General features: G+C 75.5%; 24 protein-coding genes. 10 read left to right on the top strand and 14 right to left on the bottom strand.

What is annotated here, in order from left to right:
• Positions 1 to 126: 126 nt before the first annotated feature.
• Positions 127 to 1,299, bottom strand: a complete 1,173-nt coding sequence (locus ACIQBJ_RS34050) for a glycoside hydrolase family 19 protein (protein ID WP_400718547.1) — start codon at positions 1,297 to 1,299, stop codon at positions 127 to 129.
• A gap of 222 nt (positions 1,300 to 1,521) precedes the next feature.
• Here ACIQBJ_RS34050 and ACIQBJ_RS34055 point away from each other — a divergent pair, with 222 nt between their 5' ends.
• Complete coding sequence (locus ACIQBJ_RS34055) at positions 1,522 to 2,286, top strand: enoyl-CoA hydratase family protein (protein ID WP_400718548.1); 765 nt, start codon at positions 1,522 to 1,524, stop codon at positions 2,284 to 2,286.
• A 130-nt stretch (positions 2,287 to 2,416) separates the two neighbouring features.
• The gene (locus ACIQBJ_RS34060; protein WP_400718549.1) at positions 2,417 to 3,181 is read left to right on the top strand and encodes an acyltransferase; all 765 of its coding nucleotides are present in this window, start codon (positions 2,417 to 2,419) and stop codon (positions 3,179 to 3,181) included.
• 39 nt (positions 3,182 to 3,220) lie between these two features.
• Here ACIQBJ_RS34060 and ACIQBJ_RS34065 read toward each other — a convergent pair whose 3' ends face one another.
• Positions 3,221 to 4,441: an MFS transporter gene (locus ACIQBJ_RS34065; protein ID WP_400718550.1), complete on the bottom strand. Its 1,221-nt coding sequence runs from the start codon at positions 4,439 to 4,441 to the stop codon at positions 3,221 to 3,223.
• Between the two features lie 41 nt (positions 4,442 to 4,482).
• Between ACIQBJ_RS34065 and ACIQBJ_RS34070 the strand changes: the two genes are divergently transcribed.
• Positions 4,483 to 5,694 carry an ROK family protein gene (locus ACIQBJ_RS34070; protein ID WP_400718552.1) on the top strand — a complete coding sequence of 404 codons (1,212 nt, stop codon included), beginning with the start codon at positions 4,483 to 4,485 and terminating at the stop codon, positions 5,692 to 5,694.
• Positions 5,695 to 5,788: 94 nt separating this feature from the next.
• Here the strand turns inward: ACIQBJ_RS34070 and ACIQBJ_RS34075 are convergent, their stop codons facing one another.
• A complete protein-coding gene (locus ACIQBJ_RS34075; protein WP_400718553.1) occupies positions 5,789 to 6,523 on the bottom strand; it encodes a polyprenol monophosphomannose synthase in 735 nt (244 codons plus the stop codon).
• 147 nt (positions 6,524 to 6,670) lie between these two features.
• Between ACIQBJ_RS34075 and ACIQBJ_RS34080 the strand changes: the two genes are divergently transcribed.
• Both ACIQBJ_RS34080 and ACIQBJ_RS34085 read left to right on the top strand, forming a co-directional pair.
• Positions 6,671 to 7,525, top strand: coding sequence for a PhzF family phenazine biosynthesis protein (locus ACIQBJ_RS34080; RefSeq protein WP_400718554.1), 855 nt, complete (start codon positions 6,671 to 6,673; stop codon positions 7,523 to 7,525).
• Positions 7,526 to 7,786: 261 nt separating this feature from the next.
• Complete coding sequence (locus ACIQBJ_RS34085) at positions 7,787 to 8,896, top strand: PLP-dependent cysteine synthase family protein (RefSeq protein ID WP_400718556.1); 1,110 nt, start codon at positions 7,787 to 7,789, stop codon at positions 8,894 to 8,896.
• 7 nt (positions 8,897 to 8,903) lie between these two features.
• Here ACIQBJ_RS34085 and ACIQBJ_RS34090 read toward each other — a convergent pair whose 3' ends face one another.
• Positions 8,904 to 9,350, bottom strand: coding sequence for a DUF4267 domain-containing protein (locus tag ACIQBJ_RS34090; RefSeq protein ID WP_400718557.1), 447 nt, complete (start codon positions 9,348 to 9,350; stop codon positions 8,904 to 8,906).
• 124 nt (positions 9,351 to 9,474) lie between these two features.
• Here ACIQBJ_RS34090 and ACIQBJ_RS34095 point away from each other — a divergent pair, with 124 nt between their 5' ends.
• The 3 genes from ACIQBJ_RS34095 to ACIQBJ_RS34105 all read left to right on the top strand — a co-directional run bounded on the left by ACIQBJ_RS34095 (position 9,475) and on the right by ACIQBJ_RS34105 (position 11,575).
• Positions 9,475 to 10,047, top strand: a complete 573-nt coding sequence (locus tag ACIQBJ_RS34095; RefSeq protein WP_400718558.1) for a TetR/AcrR family transcriptional regulator — start codon at positions 9,475 to 9,477, stop codon at positions 10,045 to 10,047.
• A gap of 76 nt (positions 10,048 to 10,123) precedes the next feature.
• Complete coding sequence (locus ACIQBJ_RS34100) at positions 10,124 to 10,468, top strand: hypothetical protein (protein WP_400718559.1); 345 nt, start codon at positions 10,124 to 10,126, stop codon at positions 10,466 to 10,468.
• Positions 10,469 to 10,486: 18 nt separating this feature from the next.
• On the top strand, positions 10,487 to 11,575 hold the full coding sequence (locus ACIQBJ_RS34105; RefSeq protein ID WP_400718561.1) for a hypothetical protein: 1,089 nt from the start codon (positions 10,487 to 10,489) through the stop codon (positions 11,573 to 11,575).
• Positions 11,576 to 11,578: 3 nt separating this feature from the next.
• Here the strand turns inward: ACIQBJ_RS34105 and ACIQBJ_RS34110 are convergent, their stop codons facing one another.
• A complete protein-coding gene (locus ACIQBJ_RS34110; RefSeq protein ID WP_400718562.1) occupies positions 11,579 to 12,457 on the bottom strand; it encodes a LysR family transcriptional regulator in 879 nt (292 codons plus the stop codon).
• A 133-nt stretch (positions 12,458 to 12,590) separates the two neighbouring features.
• On the opposite strand from ACIQBJ_RS34110, the gene ACIQBJ_RS34115 reads away from it, so the two are divergent.
• Positions 12,591 to 13,313, top strand: a complete 723-nt coding sequence (locus tag ACIQBJ_RS34115) for an SDR family oxidoreductase (RefSeq protein WP_400718564.1) — start codon at positions 12,591 to 12,593, stop codon at positions 13,311 to 13,313.
• Between the two features lie 19 nt (positions 13,314 to 13,332).
• On the opposite strand, the gene ACIQBJ_RS34120 is transcribed toward ACIQBJ_RS34115, so the two are convergent.
• The 5 genes from ACIQBJ_RS34120 to ACIQBJ_RS34140 all read right to left on the bottom strand — a co-directional run bounded on the left by ACIQBJ_RS34120 (position 13,333) and on the right by ACIQBJ_RS34140 (position 19,839).
• Positions 13,333 to 15,765 (bottom strand): right-handed parallel beta-helix repeat-containing protein, encoded by a 2,433-nt coding sequence (locus tag ACIQBJ_RS34120; RefSeq protein WP_400718565.1) that lies wholly within the window; start codon positions 15,763 to 15,765, stop codon positions 13,333 to 13,335.
• 148 nt (positions 15,766 to 15,913) lie between these two features.
• Entirely contained in the window at positions 15,914 to 16,816 is a 903-nt protein-coding gene (locus ACIQBJ_RS34125; protein ID WP_400718566.1) for an MOSC domain-containing protein, read from the bottom strand.
• Between the two features lie 269 nt (positions 16,817 to 17,085).
• Positions 17,086 to 17,745, bottom strand: a complete 660-nt coding sequence (locus ACIQBJ_RS34130) for a DUF6643 family protein (protein ID WP_400718567.1) — start codon at positions 17,743 to 17,745, stop codon at positions 17,086 to 17,088.
• A gap of 345 nt (positions 17,746 to 18,090) precedes the next feature.
• Positions 18,091 to 18,549 carry a large conductance mechanosensitive channel protein MscL gene (gene mscL / locus ACIQBJ_RS34135; RefSeq protein WP_400718568.1) on the bottom strand — a complete coding sequence of 153 codons (459 nt, stop codon included), beginning with the start codon at positions 18,547 to 18,549 and terminating at the stop codon, positions 18,091 to 18,093.
• 87 nt (positions 18,550 to 18,636) lie between these two features.
• The gene (locus ACIQBJ_RS34140) at positions 18,637 to 19,839 is read right to left on the bottom strand and encodes a DegT/DnrJ/EryC1/StrS family aminotransferase (RefSeq protein WP_400718570.1); all 1,203 of its coding nucleotides are present in this window, start codon (positions 19,837 to 19,839) and stop codon (positions 18,637 to 18,639) included.
• Between the two features lie 125 nt (positions 19,840 to 19,964).
• Between ACIQBJ_RS34140 and ACIQBJ_RS34145 the strand changes: the two genes are divergently transcribed.
• Complete coding sequence (locus ACIQBJ_RS34145) at positions 19,965 to 21,182, top strand: RNA-guided endonuclease InsQ/TnpB family protein (RefSeq protein WP_400718572.1); 1,218 nt, start codon at positions 19,965 to 19,967, stop codon at positions 21,180 to 21,182.
• Positions 21,183 to 21,219: 37 nt separating this feature from the next.
• Here ACIQBJ_RS34145 and ACIQBJ_RS34150 read toward each other — a convergent pair whose 3' ends face one another.
• From ACIQBJ_RS34150 to ACIQBJ_RS34165, 4 genes are read right to left on the bottom strand one after another with little or no spacing between them, the layout of a single operon-like run.
• Positions 21,220 to 22,752 (bottom strand): hypothetical protein, encoded by a 1,533-nt coding sequence (locus tag ACIQBJ_RS34150; RefSeq protein WP_400718574.1) that lies wholly within the window; start codon positions 22,750 to 22,752, stop codon positions 21,220 to 21,222.
• Positions 22,752 to 23,786, bottom strand: coding sequence for a GNAT family N-acetyltransferase (locus tag ACIQBJ_RS34155; RefSeq protein WP_400718575.1), 1,035 nt, complete (start codon positions 23,784 to 23,786; stop codon positions 22,752 to 22,754). The genes ACIQBJ_RS34150 and ACIQBJ_RS34155 overlap by 1 nt, the downstream gene beginning before the upstream one ends.
• A 34-nt stretch (positions 23,787 to 23,820) precedes the next feature.
• On the bottom strand, positions 23,821 to 24,930 hold the full coding sequence (locus tag ACIQBJ_RS34160; RefSeq protein WP_400718576.1) for a glycosyltransferase: 1,110 nt from the start codon (positions 24,928 to 24,930) through the stop codon (positions 23,821 to 23,823).
• On the bottom strand, positions 24,927 to 26,912 hold the full coding sequence (locus ACIQBJ_RS34165) for an AAA family ATPase (RefSeq protein WP_400718577.1): 1,986 nt from the start codon (positions 26,910 to 26,912) through the stop codon (positions 24,927 to 24,929). Before ACIQBJ_RS34165 ends, ACIQBJ_RS34160 begins: the two co-directional genes overlap by 4 nt.
• Positions 26,913 to 26,944 lie beyond the last annotated feature (32 nt).

The following is a 26,944-nucleotide window of genomic DNA, read 5'->3' on the forward strand; positions in this document are numbered from 1 at the left end:
GCCACAGGGGGTACGGGGGTCATGGGGGTGAGGCCTTTCCGGCGGCGGGGTCCGGGGGGGGGGGGGGGGGGGGGGGGCCCCCCCCCCCCCCCCCCCCCCCCCCGCCCCGGTCGGGGGTTCGGCCGGTCAGCAGCTCAGGTTGCTACCGGTCGGCACCCCGAGGATCGAGGTGAAGCTGGTGTACGCGTTGACCCGGCTCTGCACCTGGGCGGGGTTGCCGCCGTTGCACTCGAGCGAGCCGTTGATGGAGCGGATGGTCTCGCCGAAGCCGTTGCCGTTGACCATCGCGTTGTGCGGGGTCATGGTGCCCGGCCCGTTCTGGGTCATCCAGTACCAGATGCCGGTCTTCCAGGCGACGGCCGCGTCGGTCTGCACCAGGTTGGGGTTGTTCAGCAGGTTGATGCCCAGGGCGTCGCCGGCCGCCTTGTAGTTGAAGTTCCAGCTGAGCTGGATCGGCCCGCGGCCGTAGTACGCGGCCTGGCCGGCCGGGCAGCCGTAGGGCTGGGTGGTGTCGCAGTAGTGCGGGTAGTTGGCGGTGTTCTGCTCGACGATGTAGACCAGGCCGCCGGTCTCGTGGTTGACGTTGGCGAGGAACGCCGCCGCCTCCTGCTTCTTCACCGTGTCCGAGCCGGTGTTGGCGAACGCCGGGTAGGCGCTGAGCGCGTTGACCAGGCCGGAGTAGGTGTAGAAGGAGTTCCGGTTCGGGAACATCTGGTTGAACTGGGCCTCGGAGACCACGAAGCCGCCCGGGTTGGGGGTGGTGCTGGTCGGGCTCGGGCTGGTGGTGCCGCCCCCGCCGGTGCAGGTGTACGGGCTCCAGTACCAGGTGGAGATCGTCGGGTCGTAGCCCGGGTTGTCGTGCGTGGCGATGTAGTACTGGCCGTTGGGCGCGTACTTCACCACCGTGCCGGTGGCGTACTGGGTGCCGGCCACCCAGGTCGGGTGGTTGCAGGTGCCCTGGGTCGGGGTGGGGCTGGTGGTGCTGCCGCCACCGCCGCCGCAGGCGCCCTGGTCGGCCCAGACGCCGGAGCCCCCGGTGCTCGGGGTCTCGCCCTGGGTCCACCACTTGGCGTTCCAGTTGTGGCCGTTGTAGGAGGCGGACATGCCTCCGGTGTACACCTGCGAGGCCGCGTACGGGGCCGCGCAGGCCGCCGCCGCGGTCGAGGTGGTGGGCACCACGACGGCCAGGCCGGCCGCGGCGAGCACGCCGGTCAGCAGCGCGGCGACCCGGCCGCGACCGGACGCGGCCCGGTGGGCGCGGGGAGCCCGGTGGGTGGAGGAGGTACGGGTGTAGGGCATCAGCCACTCCTTGTGGGGGAACGAGCGGTGTGCCCAGTACTCAAGCGAGCTTGTCCCGCAACTGTCAATAGGTCTAGACCTTAAGGGAGTTGAGGCCGTGTACGGACCGTCGGACCGCGCTGCGCCCCGACGGTCCGGTACTGGCCAGTAGGACCCCGGTGTGCCAGGGTGCAGACGACGCCCCGTCCGACCCACCCTCAGCCGGAAGGCAGGCCACACCAGATGACCGCCCAAGCGCCGCTCGTCCGCCGCACCACCGCCGACGCCGTCGCCACCCTGGAGCTCGACTCCCCGCACAACCGCAACGCCCTCTCCACCCGGCTGATGGCCGAACTCACCGGTCACCTCGCCGACGCCGCGGCCGACCCCGAGGTCCGGGCCGTCGTCCTCGGCCACACCGGCCGGGTGTTCTGCGCCGGCGCCGACCTCTCCGAGGCCACCGGCGACGACCCCACCGTCGGCCCGCGCGGCCTGGTCGCCCTGCAGCGCGCGATCGTCGACTGCCCCAAGCCGGTCATCGCCCTGATCGACGGCCACGTCCGGGCCGGCGGCCTCGGCCTGGTCGGCGCCTGCGACCTCGCCGTCGCCGGACCGGACTGCACCTTCGCCTTCACCGAGGCCCGGCTCGGCCTCGCCCCCGCCGTCATCTCGCTGCCGCTGCGCCCCAAGCTCGACCCGCGCGCCGCCGCCCGCTACTACCTCACCGGCGAGACCTTCGACTCCGCCGAGGCCGCCCGGATCGGCCTGGTCACCGAGGCCGCCGACGACGCCGGGGCCGCGCTGAAGACGGTCCTGGACGCGCTGCGGCTCTGCTCGCCGCAGGGCCTGGCCGAGTCCAAGCTGCTCGCCAACGCCGCCGTGCGGGAGTCCTTCGACCGGCACACCGAGGAGCTGGTCGCGCTGTCCGCCCGGCTGTTCGGCTCCGAGGAGGCCCAGGAGGGCATGCGCGCCTTCCTCGCCAAGCGGCCCGCCCGCTGGGTGCGCTGAGCCCGCAGGCGCGTTGAGCCCGCAGGCGCGTTGACCTCGGACGCAGGGTCAAGTTACCGGCCGGTGTGAGTTTGGTCCCGTTGCCCCGCGCGGGCCGCCGCGGGCTCCCGCCGGCCGCTACGGTGAGCGCATGTCGATCGTCCGCGCGCTGCTGGGGTCCGTCCGCGAGAGGTCGCGCCGGACGGCCGGGCGCGCGGTCCACCGCGGCTGGCGCTGGGTGCAGGACGCGGGCGCCGTCAGCAACCGCAGCCCCGGCCCCTACCGGTTCGGCGAACTCGGCGACGGCACCAAGCTCGCCTTCCCGCTCGGCACCGTCTTCAACGAGCGCTGGATCACCATCGGCCCGTTCTCCATCATCGGCGAGCGGGTCACCCTCTCGGCCGGGTTCCTGCCCGGGCTCGACCTCGGGCCCGAGCCGATCGTCCGGATCGGCGGCGGCTGCGTGATCGGGCGCGGCAGCCACATCGTCGGCCACCAGGAGATCGTGCTCGGCGACGACGTGTGGACCGGCCCCGGCGTGTACATCACCGACCAGGCCCACGAGTACCGGGACACCGAACTGCCGATCGGCAAGCAGTGGCCGCGCAACGAGCCGGTCTCGATCGGCGCGGGCTCCTGGATCGGCACCGGCGCGGTGATCCTGCCCGGCGCCCGGATCGGCCGCAACGTGGTGGTCGCCGCCAACTCGGTGGTCTCCGGCGAGGTCCCCGACTTCGCCGTGGTGGCCGGCGCCCCCGCCCGCCCCGTCCGCACCTGGCACCCCGAGGACGGCTGGCAGCCCCCCATCCGGCACGAGGCCCCGCGCCCCGTCCCCGACGGCGTCAGCGCCGAACAGCTCCGCGCCCTGGTCGGCTGGGACCTGCGGCTGCCGGGCGAGAAGCCGGCCGCCGAGTAGCGGTGCGGCGGCCGGCTCCCCGGCGCGGGTGGCGGTCCGTCAGGCGGCCCGGTGGCGGCGGACGGTGACGGCCAGCAGGCCCGCCAGGGCGGCGCCGGCCGCGACCGTGAGCAGCGCCGCGGGCAGCGAGAACGCGTCCGCCAGGAAGCCGATCACCGGCGGGCCGACCAGCATGCCCGCGTAGCCCAGCACGGAGGCCGTCGCCACGCCCTGCGGCCCGGCCGCCGCCCCCGCCTGCGCGACGGCCAGCGGGAAGACGTTCGCCAGGCCCAGGCCGACCAGCACGAACCCGGCCAGCACCACCGGCACCGACGGGGCCAGCGCCGCCGCCACCATGCCCGCGCAGGCCGTCAGGCCGCCGTACAGCATCACCCGGGTGCCGCCGAGGCGCTCCGACAGCCAGGTGCCGGACAGCCGGCCCGCCGTCATCGCGAAGGCGAAGGCCGCGTACCCCGAGGCCGCCAGCGCGGCGCTCGCGTGCACGTCGTCGGTCAGGTGCAGGGTCGCCCAGTCCGCGAGCGCGCCCTCGCCGTACGCGGTGCAGAGCGCGGTCAGGCCGAGCAGCACCACGAGCAGGCGGGCGGACGGGGACGGGCGCCCCGCGGTGGCGGCAGGGGCGTCGGCAGGGGCGGGCCGCGGCCGGTCGGCGGCCGGGGCGCGCAGCAGGGCGGTCCCCGCGACGGCGGTCACGGCCAGGCCGAGTACGGCCGCGCCGGCCAGCGCCCAGGCCGCGCCGATCCGGCCCGCCAGCAGGCCGCCGACCGCCGCGCCGAGCAGGCCGCCGAGGCTGTAGCCCGCGTGGAAGCTCGGCATGACGGGCCGTCGGAGCCGCGCGACCAGGTCGACGGCGGCACTGTTCATCGCCACGTTCGCCGCGCCGTAGCCGGCGCCGAACAGCAGCAGCACCGCGCCGAGGCCGAGCACCGAGTGGGTGTGCGCGGGCAGCGCCACGACCGGCGAGAACGCGCCGACCGAGACCACCGCGACCCGGCGCGAGCCGTACCGCAGGCAGAGCCGGCCGACCACGGACATCGTGGCGACCGCGCCGGCCGAGATGCACAGCAGGGCCAGGCCGAGCGCGCTGTGCGAGGCCGCGACCTGGGCGCGGACGTCCGGGATGCGGACCACCCAGGAGGCGAACAGGAAGCCGTCGGCGGCGAAGAAGGCGGTGAGGGCGAGGCGGGCCGCCGACCAGGAGGGGGCGGGCGGCGCGGGGTCGAGGTCGGCGGGGCGGGCTTCTGTTTTGTTCAGTAGCGGCACAAAGTCAGAATAGGGGAGTGCCGCACACACCTTCAACCCCTTTGACGAGCCCGCAGCGGCGGACCGCGCCCGACCGCGGCCGCACCCTGCTCGGCCCCGCGCTGCGCCTGGTCCACACCGGCCGGGCCCCCACCCGCTCCGCGCTCACCGGCGCCCTCGACGTCACCCGCGCCACCGCCGGGGCCGTCACCGCCGAACTGGAGGCGCTCGGCCTGATCAGCGTCGACTCCAGCCCCGCCGGCGGCGGCCGCGGCCGCCCCTCGCACCGCCTCGCCCTCGCCGACCGCGGACCCGTGGTGGTCGCCGCCCAACTGCACGCCGACGGCGTCTCCGCCACCCTCGCCGGACTCGGCGGCCGCCTCCTCGCCCCCGTCCACCTGCCGCTGCCCGCCGACACCTCGCCCGCCGCGCTGCTCGGCGCCGTCGCCGACGCCGGGGCCCGGCTCGCCCGGGAAGGCCGCCGCCGGGTGCTCGGCTGCGCCCTCGCCCTGCCCAACCCCGTCACCGAACCCGACGGCACCGCGCTCGCCGCCCTGCACTTCGGCTGGCCGTCCGGCACCCCCGCCGCCGACCTGTTCGCCGAGGCCGTCGCCCGCGCCGACCTCGGCCCGCGGGCCCGCCCCGGCCTGCCCACCGCCGTCGCCAACGACGCCAACCTGGCCGCCCTCGCCGAACACCGGCACGGCGCCGGCCGCGACGCCCGCCACCTGTTGCTGGTCACCTCCGGCCACCGCGGCGTCGGCGGCGCCCTGGTCGTCGACGGCCGCCTGCACACCGGCAGCTCCGGCCTCGCCCTGGAGGTCGGCCACCTCACCGTCGACCCGCTCGGCCGCCGCTGCCCCTGCGGCAACCGCGGCTGCCTCAACGCCGAGACCGACACCGACGCGCTGTTCGCCGCCGCCGGACGCCGCCCCGACCCCGACCGGCCGCTGCTCCCGCAGGCCCGCGCGCTGGCCCGCGACCCGGCCGCCGCCGACGCCGTCGCCCACGTCGTCGACCGGCTCGGCCTCGGCCTCGCCGGGCTCGTCAACATCCTCAACCCCGACCGCATCGTGCTCAGCGGCCTGCACCTCGACCTGCTCGCCGCAGCCCCCGACCGGCTCGCCGCCGTCGTCGCCGAGCGCTGCCTGTGGGGCCGCAGCGGCCGCGTCCCGATCGTCCCCGCGCAGGTCGTCCACGCCGGGCTGGTCGGCGCCGCCGAACTCGCCTGGGAGCCCTACCTGGACGACCCGCAGGCCGCCGCCGCGACCTGACGGGCCGTCAGGAGCGCCGCCCCGCAGGGAAAAGCGGACGGCGCGGGCCGACGGAGACCGTCGACCCGCGCCGTCCGGCGCCCTACCGGGGCCGTTACTTCTTCTTGCCGAAGCGGAGCTTCCACGGAGCCACCGCGGACTCCAGCTGCACGCCCAGGCTCATCTTCGACATGCCCTCGATCCGCTCCTCGAAGCGGATCGGCACCTCGGCGATGCGCATGCCCTGCCGCACCACGCGGTAGTTCATCTCGACCTGGAACGAGTAGCCGTTGGACTGCACCGAGGGCAGGTCCACCCGGCGCAGCGCCTGCGCCTCCCACGCCTTGAAGCCCGCCGTCGCGTCCTTGACCTTCAGGCTCAGGATCGCGTTGACGTAGAAGTTCGCCCACGCCGACAGCGCCTTGCGGTGCCACGGCCACTCCGACGCCGTCGAACCGCCCGGCACGTACCGCGAACCCAGCACCACGGAGGCGTCCGAGTTCTGCAGCAGCTCCACCATCTGCGGGACGGCGGTGTGCGGGTGCGACAGGTCGGCGTCCATCTGCAGCACGATGTCCGCGCCGTCCTCCAGGGCCCGGCTCATGCCCGCGACGTACGCCCGGCCCAGGCCGTCCTTCTCGGTCCGGTGCAGCACCGAGACGGTGCCGCCGGAGTCGGCCGCCAGCTTGTCCGCCACGTCTCCGGTGCCGTCCGGCGAGTTGTCGTCGACGACCAGCACGTGGAGGTTCGCCATGCCGAGGTCGGCCAGCCGACCTACCAGGGTGGGAAGGTTCTCCCGCTCGTTGTAGGTCGGGACAACCACAACAACCTTGGGGTGGGCCTCAGCCATGTTTTTCTTTCCTCGATGTGATGCCAGCCGAAGGCGGCAGTCTAGCGTCGATCGTTCGGGGCCCTTCCCCGGGGCCCGCCCCGGGGCCGCCGCGCGGGCGCGGGCCGGTGGCGGGAATCCGGGCCGCGGCCTCCTCGTTCACCGGGCATGACCCACACCGACACCGCCGAACCGCTGCGCTACGCCGCCTTCACCGCCGACCCCGCGGGCGGCAACCCCGCCGGCGTGGTCCTCGACGCCACCGGCCTGACCGACGACCGGCAGCTCGCCGTCGCGGCCCGCCTCGGCTACTCCGAGACCGCCTTCCTCACCGCCGTCCCCGGCGCCGACCGGGCCTGGAACGTCCGCTACTTCAGCCCGCTGGCCGAGGTCCCGTTCTGCGGCCACGCGACGATCGCCGCGGCCGTCGCGCTCGGCGAGCTCCACGGGCCCGGCGGGCTGCGCTTCGGCACCAAGGCGGGCGAGGTCCCGGTCGAGGTCACCGCGGCCGAGGGCGGCGGGTACGCGGCCACGCTGACCAGCGTGCCGACCGCGGTCGAGGAGATCGCGGCCGAGGACGTCGCCGAGGCGCTGGCCCTGCTGGACTGGAGCCCCGAGGAGCTCGACCCGCGCCACCCGCCGCGGATCGCGTACGCCGGGGCCCGGCACCTGGTGCTGGCCGCCGCGACCCGGGACCGGCTGGCCCGCCTCGCCTACGACTTCGACGGGCTGGCCGCGCTGATGCGGCGCCTCGACCTGACCACCCTCCAGCTGGTCTGGGAGCAGGACGCCACCACCTACCACGTCCGCAACCCCTTCCCGGTCGGCGGGATCGTCGAGGACCCCGCCACCGGAGCGGCGGCCGCCGCCCTCGGCGCCTACCTCCGGCAGGTCCACGGCCTCGACGGCACCCGGCTGACCCTCCACCAGGGCGAGGACCTCGGCCGCCCCGGCCTCCTCACCGTCGACCTGGTCCCGGGCCGGGCGGGGGTGGAGGTCACGGGGCGGGCGGTGCGCATCTAGGCACGCGGTCGGGAGCATCAGGGGCCCGGGGAACGGCGGGGCCGGGGTACAGCGGGGTTGTCGCCGAGGACCTTCGGCCCGAAACGGGGTGGCGCATCGCAACCCGTCGGACGCCCGCCCCTCGGCTCCGCCGTTCCCCGGGCCCCTGGAGCTGCGCTCCACCCCGCCCCATAAGGGGAAGCTGGGGGCTCCGTAATCGTCACTTATCGTAGTCGACTGTTACACTGGGTGGGTACCAGGTGGCGGCGAGGAGAGTGCGCGATGACCGAGCGGTTCCAGGACGTGGACCGGAGCGACCCCGAGTACCGGGCCTGGTTGAAGGAGGCGGTGCGGCGGGTGCAGGCGGACGCCAACCGGTCGGCGGACACGCACCTGCTGCGCTTTCCGCTCCCGGCGGAGTGGGGCATCGACCTGTACCTGAAGGACGAGTCGACGCACCCGACGGGGAGCCTGAAGCACCGGCTGGCCCGGTCGCTGTTCCTGTACGGGCTGTGCAACGGCTGGATCAGGCCCGGGGCGCCGGTGATCGAGGCGTCCAGCGGGTCGACGGCCGTCTCGGAGGCGTACTTCGCGCAGCTGATCGGGGTGCCGTTCGTCGCGGTGATGGCCCGCAGCACCAGCCGCGCCAAGATCGAGCTGATCGAGTTCCACGGCGGCCGATGTCACCTGGTGGACAGCGCCTGCGAGGTGTACGAGGCCGCCGCCAAGCTCGCATTCGAGACCGGCGGCCACTACATGGACCAGTTCACGTACGCGGAGCGGGCCACCGACTGGCGCGGCAACAACAACATCGCCGAGTCGGTGTTCGCCCAGCTCCGGCTGGAGCCGCACCCCGAGCCGGCCTGGATCGTCGCCACGGCCGGCACCGGCGGCACCTCCGCGACCATCGCCCGGTACGTGCACTACATGCAGTTCGACACCCGGATCTGCGTCGCCGACCCGGAGAACTCCTGCTTCTTCGACGGCTGGGTGCACCACGACGACGACGCGACCTGCGCCACCGGCTCCCGGATCGAGGGCATCGGCCGGCCCCGGATGGAGCCGTCCTTCGTGCCCGGCGCGGTCGACCGGATGATGAAGGTCCCGGACGCGGCCTCGGTCGCCGCCGTCCACCTGCTGGAGACCGTGCTCGGCAAGAAGGCGGGCGCCTCCACCGGCACCGGCCTGTGGAGCGCGCTGCGGATCGTCGCCGAGATGCGCCGCGAGGGCCGCACCGGCAGCGTCGTCACGCTGATCTGCGACCCCGGCGACCGCTACCTCGACAAGTACTACTCCGAGGACTGGCTGGCCGCCGAGCGGATCGACCCCGCGCCGCACCGCGCCGCCCTGGAGGCGTTCCTCCGGGGCGGCGCGTGGACGGACGGGGGCTGAGGGGCCGTCAGTCCCGGCGCGTCCCGCGCTCGGTGAGCAGCAGGGCGGCGGTGCCCACCACGAACAGGGCGGCGGTCAGGTGGACGCCGAGCGCCGTCGCCGTGCTGCCGTGCTGCGCCAGCACGGTGAAGCAGTCGCCGAACGGCGCGAAGGACTCGGCGAGCAGGACCCAGCCCAGGGCCCGGCGGTGCCCGGTCAGCAGCAGGAGCAGCGGGGCGAGGCCGGTGACCACGTCCCGGTTCCCCTTGATCCGGAGGAAGGCGGAGGCCGCGCCGTGCGGCCACTCCGGGAAGCCGAAGCCGGGGGCGGTGCTCCCCGGGGCCGCCATGTAGCTGACGCCGACGTAGATGATGAACAGCGAGACCAGCACCGTGCCGGCGGTGGCGAGGTGGACCCGGAGGCGGCTGTCGGCGGGCCGGGCGGTGTCGGCGGTGGTGGCGGCGGTGACGGACATGGTGGTTCCCCCTGCTGGACGGATCGCGGAGTGGGCCGCTCCGCCCGGTTGTTAGCGGCGCTAGCGACAGGAATGACGCTAGACCCCCGTCCGTCCGTTGTCTAGCGATGCTAGGGTTCCGGTCATGGCTATCAAGGAACGCCGGGCGCGCGAACGCGCCGAACGGGAACAGCTGATCGTCCGCGCCGCCCGCGCACTCGCCGAGGCCGAGGGATGGGAGGCCGTCACCACCCGCCGCCTCGCTGAACGCATCGAGTACAGCCAGCCCGTCCTGTACAGCCACTTCGCGGGCAAGGACGCCATCGTCGCCGCCGTGGCCGTCGAGGGCTGCGCCGAACTCGCCGTCCTGCTGCGGGCCGCGGCCGCGGGCGTCGCCGACCCGCGCGCCGCGTTCGCCGCCGTCGCCCGCGCCTACCTGGCCTTCGCCGAGGCCAACCCCGCGCTCTACGACGCGATCTTCACCCTCCCCAGCACCCTCCCGTTCGGCACCCCCGACGCCCCCGCGCCGCTGCACGAGGCGTTCGCCGCGATCGCCGAACCCGCCACCGCCAGCGCCCGCGCCGAGGGCCACGACCCCGGCGGCTACACCGAACTCGCCTGGTCCGCCCTGCACGGCATGGTCACCCTCTCCCGCACCGGCCGCCTCCGCCCCGACCTCGACAGCAGCCGCCTCGACGCCTTCACCGCCGTCTTCTGACACCCCGTCGGCCCCGCCCGCAACCGGCGGCGGGGCCGGACGCGTCCGAGGGGGCGAGGACGACGGAAGGAACGGGATGAACCCCACGGGACGGGCCAGTACGACAGTGCTGGGCGTGATACTGGCAGGGCTGGCCACGCTCGCCGTGGTGCACACCCTGGCCCGGAACTGGCAGGGCTGCGACACCCACCTGGAGCCGGGCGGGCGGGGCGCGCTGTTGTTCCTGATGCTGCCCTTCCTGCTCCTGCTGCTCGCCGCCGGTGCCCTGGCCGGTCGGGCCACCAGGCTCGGCGGCCTCCGGCAGCGCTTCGAGGACCCCGAACTGCTGCGCCTGGTCGCGGTGGTCGGCGGCATCGTGCTCACCGCGATCACCGTCGTCACCCTGCTCCGGGTCGACGTCGAGCCCTGCCCGCTGGTCTGACCCCGTTAGGCTGCCCCGGTGGACGACGGGGTGTGGGACGCGTTCCCGGGGGACGACGGTGCGACGGCGGAGCTGCGCGGGCGCTGGCGGGCCGGGCTCGGGGCCCGGGCGGACGCGCCGGTCGAGGTGCTGCTCGCGCTGCTGGACGGCGACCGGCCGGACTTCCTGTACCGGCGCGGCCTGCCCGCGCGGGTGCTGGACGCCGCCGTCGCGCACCCGTCCAAGGGCGTGTGGGGGCGGGCCGCCGAATCCGGGGCGCTGTCGCCCGGGCAGTGGGACCGGCTGCTGGCCGCGCTCGCCGGACGCGGCACGGACCCGGCCCTGCTCGACGGACTCCGCGAACTGCGCGACGAGTTCGCCGCCCGCAGGCCGCGCGTCTCGGTCGGAGTGGCCCGCCCGCCGAGCCCGGACGCGGCGCCGCCCCGGACGCCCGCGGAGATCGCCGCGCTCGCCGACACCGTCCCCGACATCCCCGCCGAGGACCGCACCTACGCGCTGTGGTGGGTCGGCGCGCTGTTCCACGACCCGGACGCGATGCGGCAGTTGGCCGCCCACCCGAACCGGTGGGTGCGCCGCAGCGTGGCCCGCGCGCCCCGGCTGCCCGCCGACGTCGCCGCCCGGCTCGGCCGGGACGAGGACCGGGTGGTGCGGCTGTTCCTCACCGAGTCCTGCGCGGACGCCCCCGCCGAGACCCTGCTCGACGTGTGGAGCTGGTGGTCGGGCAGCTTCACCTTCCCCGACCGGCCCCGCAACCACCCCCGCTTCCCCCGCGACGGCCTGCGCCGCCTCGCCGACGACCCCCGCCCCCGGGTCCGGCTGCTCGCCCTGGACGACCCCGACGCACCCGCCGAACTGGCCGTCCGGCTCGCCGCCGACCCCGACCCCGAAGTCCGGGCCCGCGCCGCCGAGGACCCGCGCCTGCCCCCGGCCACCGCCCTCGCCCTGCTCGCCGACCCGGACCCGGCCGTCCGCCGGGTCGCCGCCCGCCACCCCGCGCTGCCCGCCGCGACGCTGGCCGCGCTGCTCCGCGACCCCGGCACCGCCGAGGACGCCGCCCGCAACCCGGCCCTCCCGCCGCCGGTCGCCCTGCGGCTGGCCGCCGCGTGACTCCTACGGCCGGGCCCGGGCGGCGAGCAGTTCCGCGAAGGCCGTGGTGAGCCGGTCCGGCCTGGTCCGGGTGTAGGCCGCCAGCGGGCGGTGGATCGGCGGGTCGGGGCGCAGCACCGCCGCGTCCAGCCCCGGCGGCAGGACGGTCGCGGGGACCAGCGCGGGGCCGAGGCCGGCCGCGGCCAGCACCGGGGCGGCGGCGGTCTGCTCGGTGCGGACGGCCGGGCGCGGGCGGAACCCGGCCCGGGCACAGGCCCCGTCCAGCACCTCGGCCAGGCCGTGCCCGGGCGCGTAGTGCACCCAGTCCCGGTCGGCCAGCGCCGCCAGCGGCAGCACCCCGCCGGGCGGGTCCGCCAGCGGATCGTCCGGCGGCAGCACCAGCGCGAACTCCTCGACGCCCAACTCCCGCACCGGGCCGTCCCATGCGGCGGGCACCGGCCCCACCGCGAGGTCGCCCTGCCCGGCCGCGGTCGCCGCCCGCAGCTCGTCCGCGTGCGGGTACTCGCGCAGCCGGACCCGCACCCCCGGGTGCAGCTTCCGCCAGGCCCGCAGCACCGGCGGCAGCAGGCCCAGCGCGATCGAGTGGACGGTGCCGACCTCCAGCTCGCCCTCCTCCAGGCCGACGGTGCGCCGGGCGGCGGCCCGCAGCCGCTCCGCGTCGGCGAGCGCCGCCCGGGCGTGCGGCAGCACCGCCCGCCCCAGCGGGGTGGGCCGGACGGTGCGCGGCAGGCGCTCCAGCAGCGCCCCGCCGAGCCCCGACTCCAGCGCCCGGACCTGGTGCGAGAGCGCGGGCTGCGTGACGTGCAGCAGCTCGGCGGCCCGGGTGAACGAACCGGTGTCGACCACGGCGACCAGGTATTCCAGCTGACGGAGCGTTGCCATGCACGGAGTTTATCGGTGCCGGAGACAACAAGCCTTGGACGCATCCACGCAGGTGGGAGCAGGGTGGGGGTGCGGCTGGAACCTCCGGCCGCACCCCGAGAACCCCTGTCCCCGCCACCCGCAAGGAGCACCCGTGTCCGCCTCCCTGGAAGGCCGCCGCCTGGTCGTCGTCGGCGCCGGCTCCCGCACCGGCCGCCTGCTCGCGCACACCGCCGCCGCGGCCGGCGCCGAACTCGTCCTGGCCGGACCCGACCCGCGCAAGCTGGAGTGGACCGCCGGCGAACTGCCCGGCCCGTCCGCCGTGCTGCCCCTCGACCTCACCGACGAGCCCTCGATCGAGGCGTTCGCCGCCCGGGTCGGCCGGATCGACCACCTGGTGTCCACCGCCGCGCTGCCCGCCAACGGGCCGCTCGCCGACCTGCGCACCGCCGACATCCGGCGGGCCTTCGACGCCAAGGTGATCGGCCCGCTGCTGCTCGCCAAGCACCTCGCCGGACGGATCGCCGAGGACGGCTCGCTCACCTTCTTCTCCGGCGTCGCCGCCTGGCGCCCCGCCCCCGCCCGCACCGTGATGGCCACCACCAACGGCGCGCTCGCCTTCCTCGTGCGGGCCCTCGCCGTGGAACTCGCCCCCGTCCGGGTCAACGCCGTCTCCCCGGGCATCGTCGACACCGGCTCCTGGGACGGCCTCGGCGCCGAGAAGGAGGCGTTCCTGCGCTCCGTCGCCGCCCGCAACCCCGCCCGCCGCGTCGGCACCCCCGAGGACCTGGTCAAGGCCGTCCTCTACGCCGTCGACAACCCGTACGTCACCGGCACCGTCCTGCACGTGGACGGCGGCGGCCGACTCGCCGCCTGACGCCCCGTCGGGAGGGCGCTCAGGACGGCAGGTCGGCGGGCACCAGCAGCTGCAGGTCCTCGGTGGTCGGCGAGGGCAGGTGGGCGACCCGGGAGGCGTGCCGCTCGATCATGGTCTCGAAGACCTGCCGGGCGGTGCGCCCGTTGCCGAAGCCCGCGGACCGGTCGATCCCCGTGAAGTGCACCCGCAGCGCCTCCTCGGTCGCGCCGTCGAGCCGGTACTCGTGCTCGGCGGCCTGCGCCCGGGCGATCTCCAGCAGCTCCTCGGCGCTGTAGTCGGGGAACGAGACCGTCCGGGAGAACCGGGACGACAGGCCCGGGTTGGCGGCCAGGAACCGCTCCATCTCCGCGGTGTAGCCCGCCACGATCACCACCACCTCGTCCCGGTGGTCCTCCATCAGCTTCACCAGGGTGTCGATCGCCTCCCGGCCGAAGTCCCGGCCGCCGTCCTCCGGGGCGAGCGCGTACGCCTCGTCGATGAACAGCACCCCGCCGCGGGACCGGTCGAAGGCCGCCGCCGTCCGGATCGCCGTCGAACCGATGTGCTCGCCCACCAGGTCCAGCCGGGCCACCTCCACCAGGTGCCCGCGCTGCAGCACCCCCAGCGAGGCCAGGATCTCCCCGTACAGCCGGGCCACCGTCGTCTTGCCGGTGCCCGGGGACCCCGTGAAGACCAGGTGGCGGCGCGGCGACGGCGCCTTCAGCCCCGCCCGCTGCCGGGCCCGGCCCACCGAGATCAGGTCGATCAGCGTCCGCACCTCCTGCTTCACCGTCGCCAGCCCGACCAGCGCGTCCAGTTCGGCCAGCGCCACCTCCGCCGGACGGCAGTCCGGGATCGGCCCGATCACCGCCGCCGCCGGGCCGGACGAGGACGTCTGGACGGCCGCCACCAGGCCCGCCAGCGGCGGAGCGGCGGGCGCCGCCGGGGCCGGGACCGCCGCCGGGATCGCCGGGGCGGCCGGGGGCAGCGGCGCCGCGTCGTCCGAGGTGCAGCCCTCCGCGACCGGACCCGGCTCGGAGAACTCGAACCCCGCCCGGGCGTTGCGCTCCGCCCGGCACCGGATCAGCCGCGTCCGGCAGCCGTCGATCACGTGGAAGCCGAACCCGCCGCCCTGCGACACCCGGACGTCCTCGAACTCGCCGCGCCCCTGCGCCGACACGTACACGCCCGCCTCGCTCGCGCCCCGCACCGTGCACCCGCGCAGCACCGGGTCCGCGCCCTTGGTGACGATCACACCGGTGGCGACCTCGGCGATCTCGCAGTCCGTCAGCAGGCCGCCCGAACCGTGGTCGCGGAACCACAGGCCGGTGCCCGCGCCCTGGACCCGGCACCCCGACAGGGTCGCCGACGCGCCGCCGCTCACCGACACCGCGGAGGAGCGGATCCCCGTGAACGAGCAGTCCCGGGCGGTCGCCGACGACCCCTGGTCCAGCACGAACAGCGCGTCCGGCAGGTCGTCCAGCGCGCAGTCCGCCAGCTCCAGCGCCGCGCCGTCGCTCACCCACAGCGCCGGGTAGTCGCCCTGCGCCGAATGGAACCGGCAGCCCTCCGCCAGCACCCGCGTCCCGCCGTCCCACACCGACAGCGCGCCCCGGCCGAAGCCCTGCACCGTCACCTGGCGCAGCGTCAGCTTCGCGCCCCCGCGCAGGTCAGCCGCGTTCTCCGGCACCTCGTGCACCCGGCAGGACACCAGCTCCAACTCGGCCCCGCCGTCCAGGCTCAGACCGTTGCCCGTCACCCGGTGCACCGTGCAGTCCGACAGCCGGCCCACCGCCTGCGCCTCGGCCTGCACGCCCGAGCCGCGCACCTCGTACACCTCGCAGCCGACCAGCTCCGCGACCGTCCCCGGCTCCGCCAGCAGCACGCCCGCGCCGCCCGCCCCGTGCACCCGCAGCCGCTCCGCGCGCAGCTCCGAACCGCCCAGCACCGCCACGCCGCTCTGCCCCGCCGCCGCGACCTCGCAGTCCAGCAGCTCGGCCCGGGACCGCCCGCGCAGCCGCACCCCCAGACCCGCCGGGTTCTCCACCGTGCAGTTCGACAACCGCGCCCGCGCCCCGTCGGCCAGCTCCACGCCCACCGCGGACGAGGTCTCCACCCGGCAGTCCGCCAGCACCGCGCCGTCCGCGCCCGCCAGCAGCACCGCCGGCGCCGAACGGTCCGAACCCTCGACCGTCAGCCCCCGGACCGTCGCCGCCGCCGTCAGCGTCAACGCCGTGCCGCCGCGCACCGCGCTCTCCGGCGCCGAGATCCGCACACTGCCCGGGCCCTGCTCGGCGACCAGCGTCACCGCCTTGTCGACCAGCACCGCCTCGCGGAACGTGCCCGCCCGCACCGTCAGGGTGTCGCCCGGCTCGGCGACCTCCAGGGCCTCGCGGAGCGTCGCGTACTCGCCGCCGCGCCGCCGCCAGCGGGAGGCGCTGTCCTGGGTGACCCGGACCCTGAGCTCAGTCATGACGATCTGTCATCCCCGCCTTCGTCGAGTGCATCGAGACGCTGCGCGACCGCCCCCACCGTAGCGTGCGGGACGGACCCGGCGGACCGTCGCCCGGGCCCGTCGCCCGGTTCAACGAACGAGGCCGGGGGTGGTTCCGGCGGGCAGGTCAGGGGCGGTTCCGCTCCGGCGCGGGCCCGTGCTCCAGCACCTCGACCCCGTCGCCGACGGTGAGCGTGCCCAGCACCTCCGGCGCCCGCGCCGGCCGGACCGGGACCAGGTTCTGCCCGAACACCAGCTTCTGGCCGAACCGGTGGTGCCGGCCCAGCGCCCGCAACGGCTCCGGGCCGCGCCGCTCGCCGGTCTCCTGGTCGGTGGTGGTCACCACGCAGCGCCCGCACGGCTTCACCACCCGGAACTCCAGGCCGCCGACCCGGACCCGCCGCCAGCCGTCCTCCGCCCACGGCTCCGTCCCCGCGACCACCAGGTTCGGGCGGAACCGCTCCATCGGCAGCGCCGCCGCCTTCCGCGGGTCGTCCGGGTGGTCCTCGGCGATCCGGGCGTTCAACTCCGCCAGCGACGCCGTCGTCGTCAGCAGCAGCGGATAGCCGTCCGCCATCGAGACGGTCTCCGCCGGACCCGCGTACCTCGGGTCGATCGGACGGCTCTCCGCCGGGCGGTCCAGGTGCACCAGCCGGACCTCGCCGAACTTCGCCGGAAGGCGCTCGGCCAGCCAGGCGGAGGTCTCCTTGCCGGCCTCGGCCGCCCCGAAGCGCGTCCCGAAGACGGCGACCTCGGCGGCCGGGGCGCCCGCGGCGACGGCCGGGGCCTCCACCGTGTGCGTGCTGCCGTCCGGGGCGGTCAGCGTCAGCACCGAGCCGTCCGCGGACGGCACCGGCCGGAACTGCCCGATCGACGGCTCGTCCCGCTGGGTCAGCGCGGTGCCCCCCGCGTCCACCAGCATCCACCGCCGGTCCCCGGCCAGGCCCCAGGGCTGCACCCGGGCCGAGGAGGGGGACAGCCGGTACATCGACTTGACGGGGTACAGGTGCAGGGAGGCGAGATGCGGCATGGGGGCAATCCTGCCAGGCGGGAGCGCGACGCCTCGGCGGGGGCGCTTCGGCGGGCGCTCGGGCTCTGCGCCGTGGGGCTTCCCGTTCCCCCGGCGGGGTGTTCGGGCTCCGCCGTCGTCGGCCGGGAACGGCGAAGCCCCCGGGCTCCGGGAGCGCGGGGGCTTCGCTGGGGATCCTCGACCGGGGTGCGAGTGGCCGGTGATCGGGTGGTGGGTGGGGAGGGACGCGTCGGTGCGTCCGGAGTGACCTCGGCCCCGTGGGAGTGGGCTCAGCCGGCCTGCGGGTACTGCTGCCGGTACTGGGGGTACTGCTGGGGGATGCCGACACCGGGCTGGCGGACCTGCGGGGCGGTCGGACGGAGGCCGTTGCCGCCGAAGGACTGGTCGCCGAAGGTCTGCTGCTGCGGGGCGGCCGGCTGGGCGCCGAACTGCTGGGAGTTGAAGGTCGGCGTGAAGCTCTGCGGGGCCGTCGCGAAGCCGTTCGCGGGGGCCTGCGCCTGGTACTGCTGACCGGGCTGCGGGTAGCCGCCGGGCGCGGTCGGGCGCTGGCCGGGAACGTAGCTCTGCGGGGCCTGGGCGTAGCCGGTCGGCTGCGCCATCGGGGCCTGCGCGTACCCGGGCTGGACCGGGATGTGCTGGGTCTGCGCCGGGGCGCTGCTCGGGCCGGGGCCCAGGGCGAGGCGGGCCGGGGGCAGCGCGGGCAGGTTCGACGCGGGGGAGTCGAAGCCGGTGCCGAAACCGCCGGAGTGGCCGCCGAAGCCGCTGCCGTAGGAGGAGGACCAGGAGGTGGCCGGGAGGGCCGGGGGCACGTTGATCGGCGCGATCTGGGGGATCCCGCGCTCTGCGACCAGGCTGTCGTAGATGGGCGTGCCGGAGGAGGGGGACGGAGAGGGGTAGCCGACTCCGTCGTAGGAGCGGGGCGAGGTCATGGGGCATACCGTAAGCCCACAACGCGCCTGCTGAGGAGAGCGGAACGGCCTGGAGTTCAACTGTTTACAGACTCTTCGCTCGCTCAAATCGGACAATTGGCCGCAGAGTTGGGCGAACGGGTGGGACGTTTCGGCCATCGCGGGTCTTTCGTCCGGGCGTGGTCGGGTCGCCGCGCGCGGTACGAAAGGTTCCGCTGGGGTCCGGGAAAGGCCGTGCCAAGGTCCCGTTAAGCCGGAAGTGGTCCAGACCGCCGTACGCCGGGCGAAACGGACCGGCGGCGGGTCGGGAACGGGCCGTGCCCCGCCGAGGGGTCTCGGCGGGGCACGGGGGTGCGCTCCGGCGGCTCAGTGCGCGGTCGCGGCCGTCTTGTGGACGGCCTGGGCCGGGAAGCCGGGGCGGCCGGTCAGCTCGCTGGTGCAGTGCGCGCAGCGGGTCGCGGCGGCCGGGACGGTGCTGAGGCACTCCGGGCAGTCGGCCTTGGCCACCGGGGCGTCCTTGACCGGGTTGAAGCGGTTCTGCAGCTTGCCGACCGGCATCACCACCGCGAAGTAGATCACCGCGGCGACCAGCACGAAGCTGATCAGCGCCTGCAGGAACGCGCCGTACGGGAAGGTCACCCCGGCGGCGGTGAACGCCTCCTTGCTGAAGTCGCCGACCGCGCCGGAGGCGACGCCGATCAGCGGGGTCAGGAAGGCGGCCACGAAGCCGGTGACGACGGCGGTGAAGGCGGCGCCGATGACGATGCCGACCGCGAGGTCGACCACGTTGCCGCGCAGCAGGAAACTGCGGAATCCCTTGAACATGACCGACATCGTGGCGCGCCAACCTCCCTGCGGTCCAACCGAGTTCACCTGATCCGGCTAACGGCCGAACCGTCGTGCGAGGTTCGGTCAGGCACGCTTCGCGGCGGCCCGGACCTCCGCCGCGAACGGCTGGACACGCACCACCGCGTCGGCGACCCGGCGGACCGTCGCCGCGTCCATGTGCGACCACAGCGGGACGGTCAGCACCGAGTCCGCGAGCCGGTCCGTCAACGGCAGCGCGTCCGCCTGACCGAGATGGGCGTACGCCTTCTGCCGGTTGACGGGCGGGAAGAAGTAGCGGCGGGTGTCGATGCCCTCCGCCTTCAGCGCGTCCGCCAACTCCCGGTTGTCCAGGCCGAACGCCTCCGCGTCCAGGATCATCGTCAGGTCCTTGAAGGTGGACGTGTCGCCCTCCTCCGGCAGCGCCAGCCGCAGACCCGGCACCCCCGCCACCGCGCGGGCGAACCCGGCCACCAGCGCGCCCCGGTGGGCCACCCGCTCCGGCAGGCCGGCCAGCCAGGTCAGGCCGACGGCCGCGTGCAGCTCGCTCATCCGGGCGTTCAGGCCGGGGAACAGGGTGTCGTAGTCGCCCGGGTTGCCGTAGTCCCGGGCGGTGCGCAGGGTCTGCGCCAGCGCCGCGTCCCGGGTCGCCACCAGGCCGCCCTCGCCCGCCACCGCGACCTTCGTCGGGCTCATCGAGAACACCTCGGCCAGGCCGAAGTTGCCGACCGGGACGCCGCGCCGCTTCGACCCGAACCCGTGCGCGGCGTCGTACACCAGCGGCAGGCCCGCCGCGTCCGCGACCCGCTGCAACTCCTCGACCTGGCACGGCGTCCCGTACACGTGGGTGGCCATCACCGCGGCCGGCGCGTCGGCCGCCTTCAACCGGGCCTCGGCGTCCGCCGGGTCCAGCGTGATGTCCTGCTCCCGGGCCTCCGCGAACAGCGGGACGCCGCCCGCCCAGTGCGCGGCGTGCGCGGTCGCCGAGAAGGTGAACCCGGGCATCAGCACCGGCCGCCCGCCGCCCACCCCCGCCGCCTGCAGCACCAGCATCAGGCCCGCCGTGCAGTTCGACACCGCCACCACGTGCGGCACCTCCAGCAGCTCGGCCGCCCGCTCCTCCAACTCGCGCACCGTCGGCCCGTTGGTCAGCATCCCGGAGTCCAGCACCGCCCCGAGCCGCCCCAGCAGCCCCTCCCGGTCCGGCACCCGCACCCGGGTCAGCGGCAGTCCGTCGGGAAAGGCGGGCGTACCGCCGAGGACAGCGGGCCGCGTCTGATCGGTCGTCATCGGAACTCCTTCGTGGAGACCCCGGCTCCAGCCGGGGATTCGAGCGAGGCAGGTCTTGCCGTTCGGCCGCGGATGCGGGCCGACGACCGGGGAAGCGGTCACTTGCGGGTGTTACGGTGTGTCGCGTGTCGGTCACGCATGTGGTGCGGGCGTTCCGCTTCCGCTTCCGCCCCAGCGAGGCGCAGGCGGTGGAGCTGTCGCGGACGTTCGGGTGCGTGCGACTGGTGTGGAACCGGGCGCTGGCCGTTCGCGCGGAGGCGTGGGAGCAGCGGCGGGAGCGGGTGGGGTACGGGGCGACCTCGGCGATGCTGACGGCCTGGAAGCGCACGGAGGAGCTGGCGTTCCTCAACGAGGTGTCGTGCGTGCCGTTGCAGCAGGCACTGCGTCATCTGCAGGCCGCGTTCGGCAATTTCTTCGCGCGGCGAGCGGGGCGTCCGAGGTTCAAGGCGAGGAAGAGGGCGCGGGACGCCGCCGAGTACACGCGGTCGGCGTTCCGGTACCGGGACGGGCGGTTGACACTGGCGAAGATGGCCGAGCCGCTGGACGTGGTGTGGTCGCGGCCGCTGCCCGAGGGCGTGGTCCCGTCCACGGTGACGGTCTCGCGGGACGCGGCGGGACGGTGGTTCGTCTCCCTGCGGTGCGAGGACCCCTCGGTCCGGCCGCTGCCCCCGACGTGCGGTGCGGTCGGCGTCGACCTCGGCATCACCGATCTGGCGGTGCTCTCCACCGGCGAGAAGGTCCCCAACCCGCGGCACGAACTCCGCGACCGGGCACGCCTTGCCAAGGCGCAGCGCGCGCTGGCCCGGAAGGCGAAGGGGTCGGCGAACCGGGAGAAGGTCCGGCGGAGAGTGGCGCGGATCCAGGCCCGGACGGCCGACCGGCGGCGGGACTTCCTGCACAAGCTGAGCACCCGGCTCGTCCGTGAGAACCAAACGGTCGTGGTCGAGGACCTGTCGGTCCGCAACCTGCTCGGCAATCGGAGGCTGTCCCGATCGATCGCCGACGCCGGGTGGGGCGAGCTGCGGGAGATGCTCGCCTACAAGTGCGCCTGGTACGGGCGTGAACTGGTGGTCGTGGACCGGTGGTTCCCCAGCTCGAAGCTCTGCTCGGCGTGCGGGGCCCTCCGCGACCGGCTGCCGTTGCACGTCCGGACGTGGGAGTGCGCCTGCGGCGCCGTCCACGACCGGGACGTCAACGCGGCGCGCAACATCCTGGCCGCCGGACCGGCGGTCGCCGCCTGTGGAGACGGTGTAGGACCTCAACGGAGCACTCCGGGCGGGCAGTCGTCGGTGAAGCAGGAAGTCGTCCCACCGCCGCGCACGGGCGCGGCGGCCCGGCCGTGAGGCCGAGGGGGAATCCGCTCCGCTGGGAGGGGAGAGGTCAAGGAGTCGATCCCCCCTGGGTTCGATTCGGGTCCGGGGCGCCGGTGGCGGCCGGAGGTTCGGGGGCCGGGCGGGTGCGCCACTGGCCGGGCTGGACGCGCCACAGGGGTGGTCGTCGGCGGCGGGTGACGGGGCCGGCGGGGGTGGGCCTGGGGATGGCGAGCAGGACCAGGACCAGGGGCAGCACCTGGACGCGTTCGCGCGACAGGATGCCCATGTTGTTGATGGTGGAGAAGGCCCAGCAGAACAGCAGCGTGTAGACCACGGTGAAGGCCACGTAGGAGCGCTGCACGAACAGCTTGGGGATGCGGGCGAGCTGCGGCCAGGCCCGGATGAACATGATCAGCAGCGCGAAGCACTCCACCGACTGGATCAGGTTCTGCACGTTCGACGCCTCGAACGGGAACGGCCGGAACAGCACGCTGATCACCGAGACCGGCAGCCGCGCCGGGTTCAGGCTGAACGCCGGGGCCGGGTCCTCCGCGGTGGCCGCGTTGATCACCGAGTCGCCCTGCGAGGTCCGCCGCGAGGTCTCCGACAGCACCTGGTTGACGGCGTCGCCGCCGGTGCCGTTGGTGCCGAAGAAGGTCGACACCTGCTGGAGCATCAGCATCACGCCCGCGCCCAGCACCACCACCGACACCACGGTGCGCAGCGGCCCCAGCGCCGACACCTGCTCGGGGCGCTTGCGCAGCAGGTACGCGACGCTCAGGCCGGCGCCCGCCAGCACCGTGACGTGCGGGCGGACCATCGCGGTGCCCAGCGACCCCAGCGCGATGCAGACGAACGCGCCGAACCGGCGGTCCAGCAGCCGGGCCACCCCGTACGTGGTCAGGCCCAGGCAGAACATCATCCAGGCGTCCTTGCCGATGCTGGACGGCCAGAACAGCAGCGAGGGCAGGAAGAAGACCAGCTTCGCGTACCGCCGCGAGTCCGCCTCCGGGTAGGCGATCTGCAGGGCCCGCCAGAACAGCAGCAACCCCCAGAAGCCCATCCAGGAGAACACCAGGAAGCCGCCGACCAGGGTCGGGCCGGTGATCGCGTAGACCACGCCGGTGACGATGATGACGAAGCCGGTCCCGGCGACCTTCATGCCCAGGTCGTAGTGCAGCCCGGTGGAGAGGTCCGCGGTGTGCAGGTAGCGGGCCAGGTCCGCGCCCTTGGTGTGGTACATCTTCGCGTCCGCCGCGCCGCCGTACAGCACGAAGGCCATCAGGTAGCGCGGGAAGGCGCAGGCCAGCTTCGCCGCCATCGCCACCAGCAGCAGCCGGAACACCGCCGGCTCCGGGTTGTTCGCGGCGACCCGGGCCAGGATCGGGGTGCCGATCGCCATCAGCGCGGGCGCCACCAGCAGCGCCCCCCAGGTGTCGTAGCTGCTGTGCACCATCGCCAGCACGAACACCGTCACGTAGCCGACCACCACCGCCCCGGCCACCCAGGTCGGCCGCGCGCGCCGGGCCGCCGCGCGGGCCCGCGCCGCCAGGGTGCGGGAGCCGCGGGCGGGGGAGCGGGCGGCGAGCACGGCCGCCATCAGAAGACCTCCAGGTCGCCGAGGCTGAACCGCCAGTCGCCGAGCGTCCGCCCGGCCGGCAGCGGCCCGGTCGGGGTGCGGGCGGCCAGCACCATGCCGGTGCGCGGCGCCGTCACGCAGCCCGCCCGCAGGCCCGCCGCGGCGGCCTCGGTGCCCGGCGCCAGGTGGGTCGCGGCGTGGTCGCAGCCCGAGCCGGCCGCCGCGCGCAGCAGGTGCGCGGCGGCGGCCCGGTCGCCCGGCCGGACGATCAGCTCGGACAGCGTGAACTCGGCCAGCGGGCCGCGCCTGCGGGGCCGGCCGAACGCCACCCCGACCAGCTCGCCGCCGCGTTCGACGGTCGCCACCCGGTAGTCCAGGCCCGGCGCCGCCCCGTACCGCCAGGCCAGGTAGTCGGCGGTGCGGACGGTCCGCAGCCGCGGGTCGGCGGCGTCCGCGCGCTCCCGTTCGGCCAGCAGCTCGGCGAGCCGCGGGTCCGGCGCGGCGAACCAGTCGGCGGCCGGCGGCAGGTCGCAGCGCGGCGGCCCCGCCGGGCCGGGCCGCCGGGCCAGCGCCGACCGGGCGCCCCGGGCGAAGGACAGCGGCCGGGCCACCCGCAGCGCCACCGGCACCCGGCCCAGCTCCCGCCAGCCCATCCGCAGGTAGCCCGGCAGGCTGTTGCCGTTCGGCGTGTTGAAGACCAGCTCGGTGTCGTCGGCGACCTGTTCGAGCAGGTCCGTGGTGAGGCGGCGGAAGATCCCGCGCCCCTGGAAGTCGGGGTGCGTCGCGGTGTCCACCGGCCGCACCGCCCGCACCTCGCGCCCGTCCCGGCCGCGCCAGGACCAGCGCAGGAACAGCCGCACCCCCACGATCCGCCCGTCCGCGTCCACCGCGAGCAGGCCCGGGCTCGCCCCGAACGGGTTCGCCCGGTGCTTCCAGTCGAAGAACTCCGCGCTGCGCCGCCCGGTCGGGCCGCCCGCCAGCGAGGCCGTCAACAGCTCCAGCACCGCCGGCACGTCCGCCGGCTCCGGCCGGCGGTACGTCAGTTCACCACCCACGTCGTGCTCGTCCCCTCCGGACTCCGCCCCGCACTCAGTTCGCCGGCGTCCGCGTCGCCAGCACCCGCGCGTACACCCGCTCGATCGCCCGCTGCGCCCCCGCCACGTCGAAGGACCCCGACCGCTCCCGGGCGGCCGCGCCCATCCGCTCGCGCAGCCCCGGGTCGGCGGCCAATTCGCCCAGCGCGGCGGCCAGCGCCGCCGGGTCGCCGGGCGGCACCAGCCGGCCCTCGACGCCGTCGTCCAGCACCTCCGGCATGCCGCCGACCCGGGTCACCACCGAGGGCAGGCCGGTGGTCATCGCCTCCATCAGCGCCACCGGCAGACCCTCCTGACGGGAACTCAGGCAGAACACGTCCCAGCCCGGCAGCAGCGCCGGCACGTCGCCCCGGGAGCCGGTGAACAGCACGCCCTGCCCGGCCCGGGCCTTCAGCTCGGCCTCCAGCGGGCCGGTGCCGACCACCACCAGCCGGGCCGTCGGATGCTCCGCCCGCAGCAGTTCGAACGCGGCCAGCAGCCCGGCCTGGTCCTTCTTCGGCGTCAGGTTGCCGACCGTGCCGACCACCAGCGCGCCCTCCGGCAGGCCCAGCTCCTCCCGGGCCGCCCGCCGGGCCGCCGGGCCGGACGGGGCGCCGCCGAGGTCCGGCCCGTGGTGCACCACCGTCAGCCAGTCGGGGTCGGGGCGGCGCCGCCCGATGCCGTCCGCGACCGCCCGGGACACCGCGATGACGGCCGAATTGCGCCCGTACGTCAGCGCGTTCGCCCACCGGGTGGGCCGCCGGTAGCGCTCCCACAGGTTGTGCTCGGTGTGCACCAGCCGGGGCGCGCCCGCGCCGCCGGACAGCAGCCGGGCCGCGACCGCGGGCACCGGCATGTGGGTGTGCACCAGGTCGTAGCGGCGCTCCGCCAGCAGCGCCCGCAGCCGCAGCGGCCAGCGCCGCCCCGGCGGGCCGCCCAGGCAGTGCACCGGCACGCCCGCCGACTCCAGGGCCGGGACCAGCGCGTCCTTGTGCGGCAGCACGTACGCCACCTCGATGGCGTAGCGCGAACGGTCCGCGTGGCGCACGCAGTTGACCAGCAGCTGCTCCGCGCCGCCGCGGCCCAGGCCCTTCGCCAGCCAGAGCACCTTGGCCCGGCCGGTCACCGCTCCTCACCCAGGCGCAGCTGCAGGGTGGTCTCCACCTGCGGCTCCTCCGGGGGCAGTTCGGCCGGCCGGCGGCCCCAGCTCGGGGTCGACCGGCGGTCGCCGCCCTCGCTCTCGCCGTACACCGGCTCGCCGCGGCGCGGGCCCGCCGCCGGGCGCTGGTGCTCGCCGCCGCCGGAGCGGCGCTGCTCGGCCCGGCCGCCGTGCTGCGGGCCGGAGTGCGGCGAACCGCCGTGCTGGGAGCCGCCGTGCTGCGGCTCGCGCGCCGTCTCGGCGGCCTGCGGCTCGCGCGAGGACTCGGCGCGGTGCGGCTCGGAGCGCTGCGGCTCGGACGGCCGCCGCTGCTCGGGCCGCGGCACGCTCTCGGTGGCGCGCGGCGCCGTCGGCACCAGCGGGACCTTCCCGGCCAGCCGGCCCAGCTCCAGGTTGCGCTTGCGCCGCCCGGTGGCGACCTCGGCGCCCAGCAGCGCCACGCCCGCCACCGGCACGCCGGTGCGCGACAGCAGCTCGGAGACCCGGTCGGCCTCCTCCGGGCGCAGGTTGCCCGCCATCACCGTCACCAGCACCGCGTCCGCGTGCTGCACCAGGTCGTAGGCGTCGTTGGCGTTCAGCAGCGGCGAGGAGTCGATCAGCACCACGTCCGCGTGCCGCCGGGCCAGCCGCAGCACCTCGCCGGCCCGCAGCACCAGCGCCGCCGGGTAGGCGGTGGCGCTGCCGCCGGTGATCATCGCCACGCCGGGGACGTTGGTGCGCCGGATCAGGTCCACCAGGTCGGTCAGGTGCTCCGCGGACAGCAGTTCGGCCATGCCCGGGCCCTCGCTCACCGCGAACTGCTCGTGCAGCTCCGGCTGGCGGAAGTCGCAGTCCAGCACCAGCACCTGACGGCCCGTCTCGGCGAGCGTCGCCGCGAGGTTCGCCACCGTGGTGGTCCGGCCGTCGCCGGAGCGCCCCGACATCACCAGCACCACCGGCGCCGGGCCGGTGCCGCGCCGCACCCGGCGCTCCTCCTGGCCCGCCCCGCCCGTGCCGAGCTGCGCCGACAGCGCCTCCGGGCCGGTCAGCAGCAGGGTGGAGCGCAGCGAGCGGTACGCCTCGGTCACCGGGTCCTCCGGGCGGGAGGCCACCAGCGGCTCGCGCAGCCGGCGCAGTCGGCGCGACAGCCGGGGGATCTCGCCGATCACCGGCAGGTTGAACGCCTCCTCGGCGCCGTCCCGGGTGCGCAGCCGGGTGTCCATCCGGGACAGCATCAGCGCCGCGACCACGCCCAGCGCCAGGCCCAGCACCACCGCGAGGGTGAGCCGGACGCTGCGGGTCGGGGAGGTCAGCAGGTTGCCGCCGAGCTCCTTGGTGTCGATCGAGCCCCACTGCTGGATGGCGTCGGTCTGGCTGTAGTTCTGCAGGTCGGCGATCAGGCCGAGGGTCTTGGTGAGCGCCGCGGTGGCGGTGGACAGCTGCGGCTGCAGCCGGGCCTGCTCGCCCGCGTTGCCCTTGTTGAAGGACTTCTGCAGGTCGTCCAGCTGGGCCTGCTGCTGGTCGGCCTGCGAGCGCAGCCGCTTGATCGACTCGTCGGCGCTCTTCCGGGACTCCTGGCTGTAGCCGGTGATGGTGGCCTCGGAGAGCGCCGCCGCCAGGTCCGCGCAGCCCTGCTGGGTGGGGCCGGTGGTGGTGAACAGCAGCATCTGGGTGGAGGCCGCGGTCACCGTCCGGCGCGCCGACAGGCCCGCCACGTCCGTGATGTGCAGCTTCTGCGCGGCCGCGGTGGTCACCGCGGAGCCCTGCGCGTACGACAGCACCTGGTCGGCCCGGACGGTGTCGGCCGCGCCCGCGACCGGCGTTATCGCCACCTTGCACTGCCACTTGCCGTTGTCGACCGCGTCACCGGCCGGAGTCAGCAGGAACCCCACGATCAGGGCCGCGGCCGTGCAGCCCGCCAGGAGCCGCCAGTACCGCCGCAGAACGGTGAACAGATTTGCCGGTTCCACCGGTTGGTTCCCCTCGCCTCGTCTCGGTGCGC

The sequence above is a fragment of the Kitasatospora sp. NPDC088391 genome (genome assembly GCF_044753345.1).
Lineage (GTDB): Bacteria > Actinomycetota > Actinomycetes > Streptomycetales > Streptomycetaceae > Kitasatospora.

Coding starts and splice junctions, on each gene's coding strand:
- ACIQBJ_RS34050 (WP_400718547.1), bottom strand. CDS start 1,299: ATGCCCTACACCCGTACCTCCTCCACCCACCGGGCTCCCCGCGCCCAC.
- ACIQBJ_RS34055 (WP_400718548.1), top strand. CDS start 1,522: ATGACCGCCCAAGCGCCGCTCGTCCGCCGCACCACCGCCGACGCCGTC.
- ACIQBJ_RS34060 (WP_400718549.1), top strand. CDS start 2,417: ATGTCGATCGTCCGCGCGCTGCTGGGGTCCGTCCGCGAGAGGTCGCGC.
- ACIQBJ_RS34075 (WP_400718553.1), bottom strand. CDS start 6,523: ATGGCTGAGGCCCACCCCAAGGTTGTTGTGGTTGTCCCGACCTACAAC.
- ACIQBJ_RS34080 (WP_400718554.1), top strand. CDS start 6,671: ATGACCCACACCGACACCGCCGAACCGCTGCGCTACGCCGCCTTCACC.
- ACIQBJ_RS34085 (WP_400718556.1), top strand. CDS start 7,787: ATGACCGAGCGGTTCCAGGACGTGGACCGGAGCGACCCCGAGTACCGG.
- ACIQBJ_RS34090 (WP_400718557.1), bottom strand. CDS start 9,350: ATGTCCGTCACCGCCGCCACCACCGCCGACACCGCCCGGCCCGCCGAC.
- ACIQBJ_RS34095 (WP_400718558.1), top strand. CDS start 9,475: ATGGCTATCAAGGAACGCCGGGCGCGCGAACGCGCCGAACGGGAACAG.
- ACIQBJ_RS34100 (WP_400718559.1), top strand. CDS start 10,124: ATGAACCCCACGGGACGGGCCAGTACGACAGTGCTGGGCGTGATACTG.
- ACIQBJ_RS34110 (WP_400718562.1), bottom strand. CDS start 12,457: ATGGCAACGCTCCGTCAGCTGGAATACCTGGTCGCCGTGGTCGACACC.
- ACIQBJ_RS34120 (WP_400718565.1), bottom strand. CDS start 15,765: ATGACTGAGCTCAGGGTCCGGGTCACCCAGGACAGCGCCTCCCGCTGG.
- ACIQBJ_RS34125 (WP_400718566.1), bottom strand. CDS start 16,816: ATGCCGCATCTCGCCTCCCTGCACCTGTACCCCGTCAAGTCGATGTAC.
- ACIQBJ_RS34130 (WP_400718567.1), bottom strand. CDS start 17,745: ATGACCTCGCCCCGCTCCTACGACGGAGTCGGCTACCCCTCTCCGTCC.
- mscL (WP_400718568.1), bottom strand. CDS start 18,549: ATGTTCAAGGGATTCCGCAGTTTCCTGCTGCGCGGCAACGTGGTCGAC.
- ACIQBJ_RS34140 (WP_400718570.1), bottom strand. CDS start 19,839: ATGACGACCGATCAGACGCGGCCCGCTGTCCTCGGCGGTACGCCCGCC.
- ACIQBJ_RS34150 (WP_400718574.1), bottom strand. CDS start 22,752: ATGGCGGCCGTGCTCGCCGCCCGCTCCCCCGCCCGCGGCTCCCGCACC.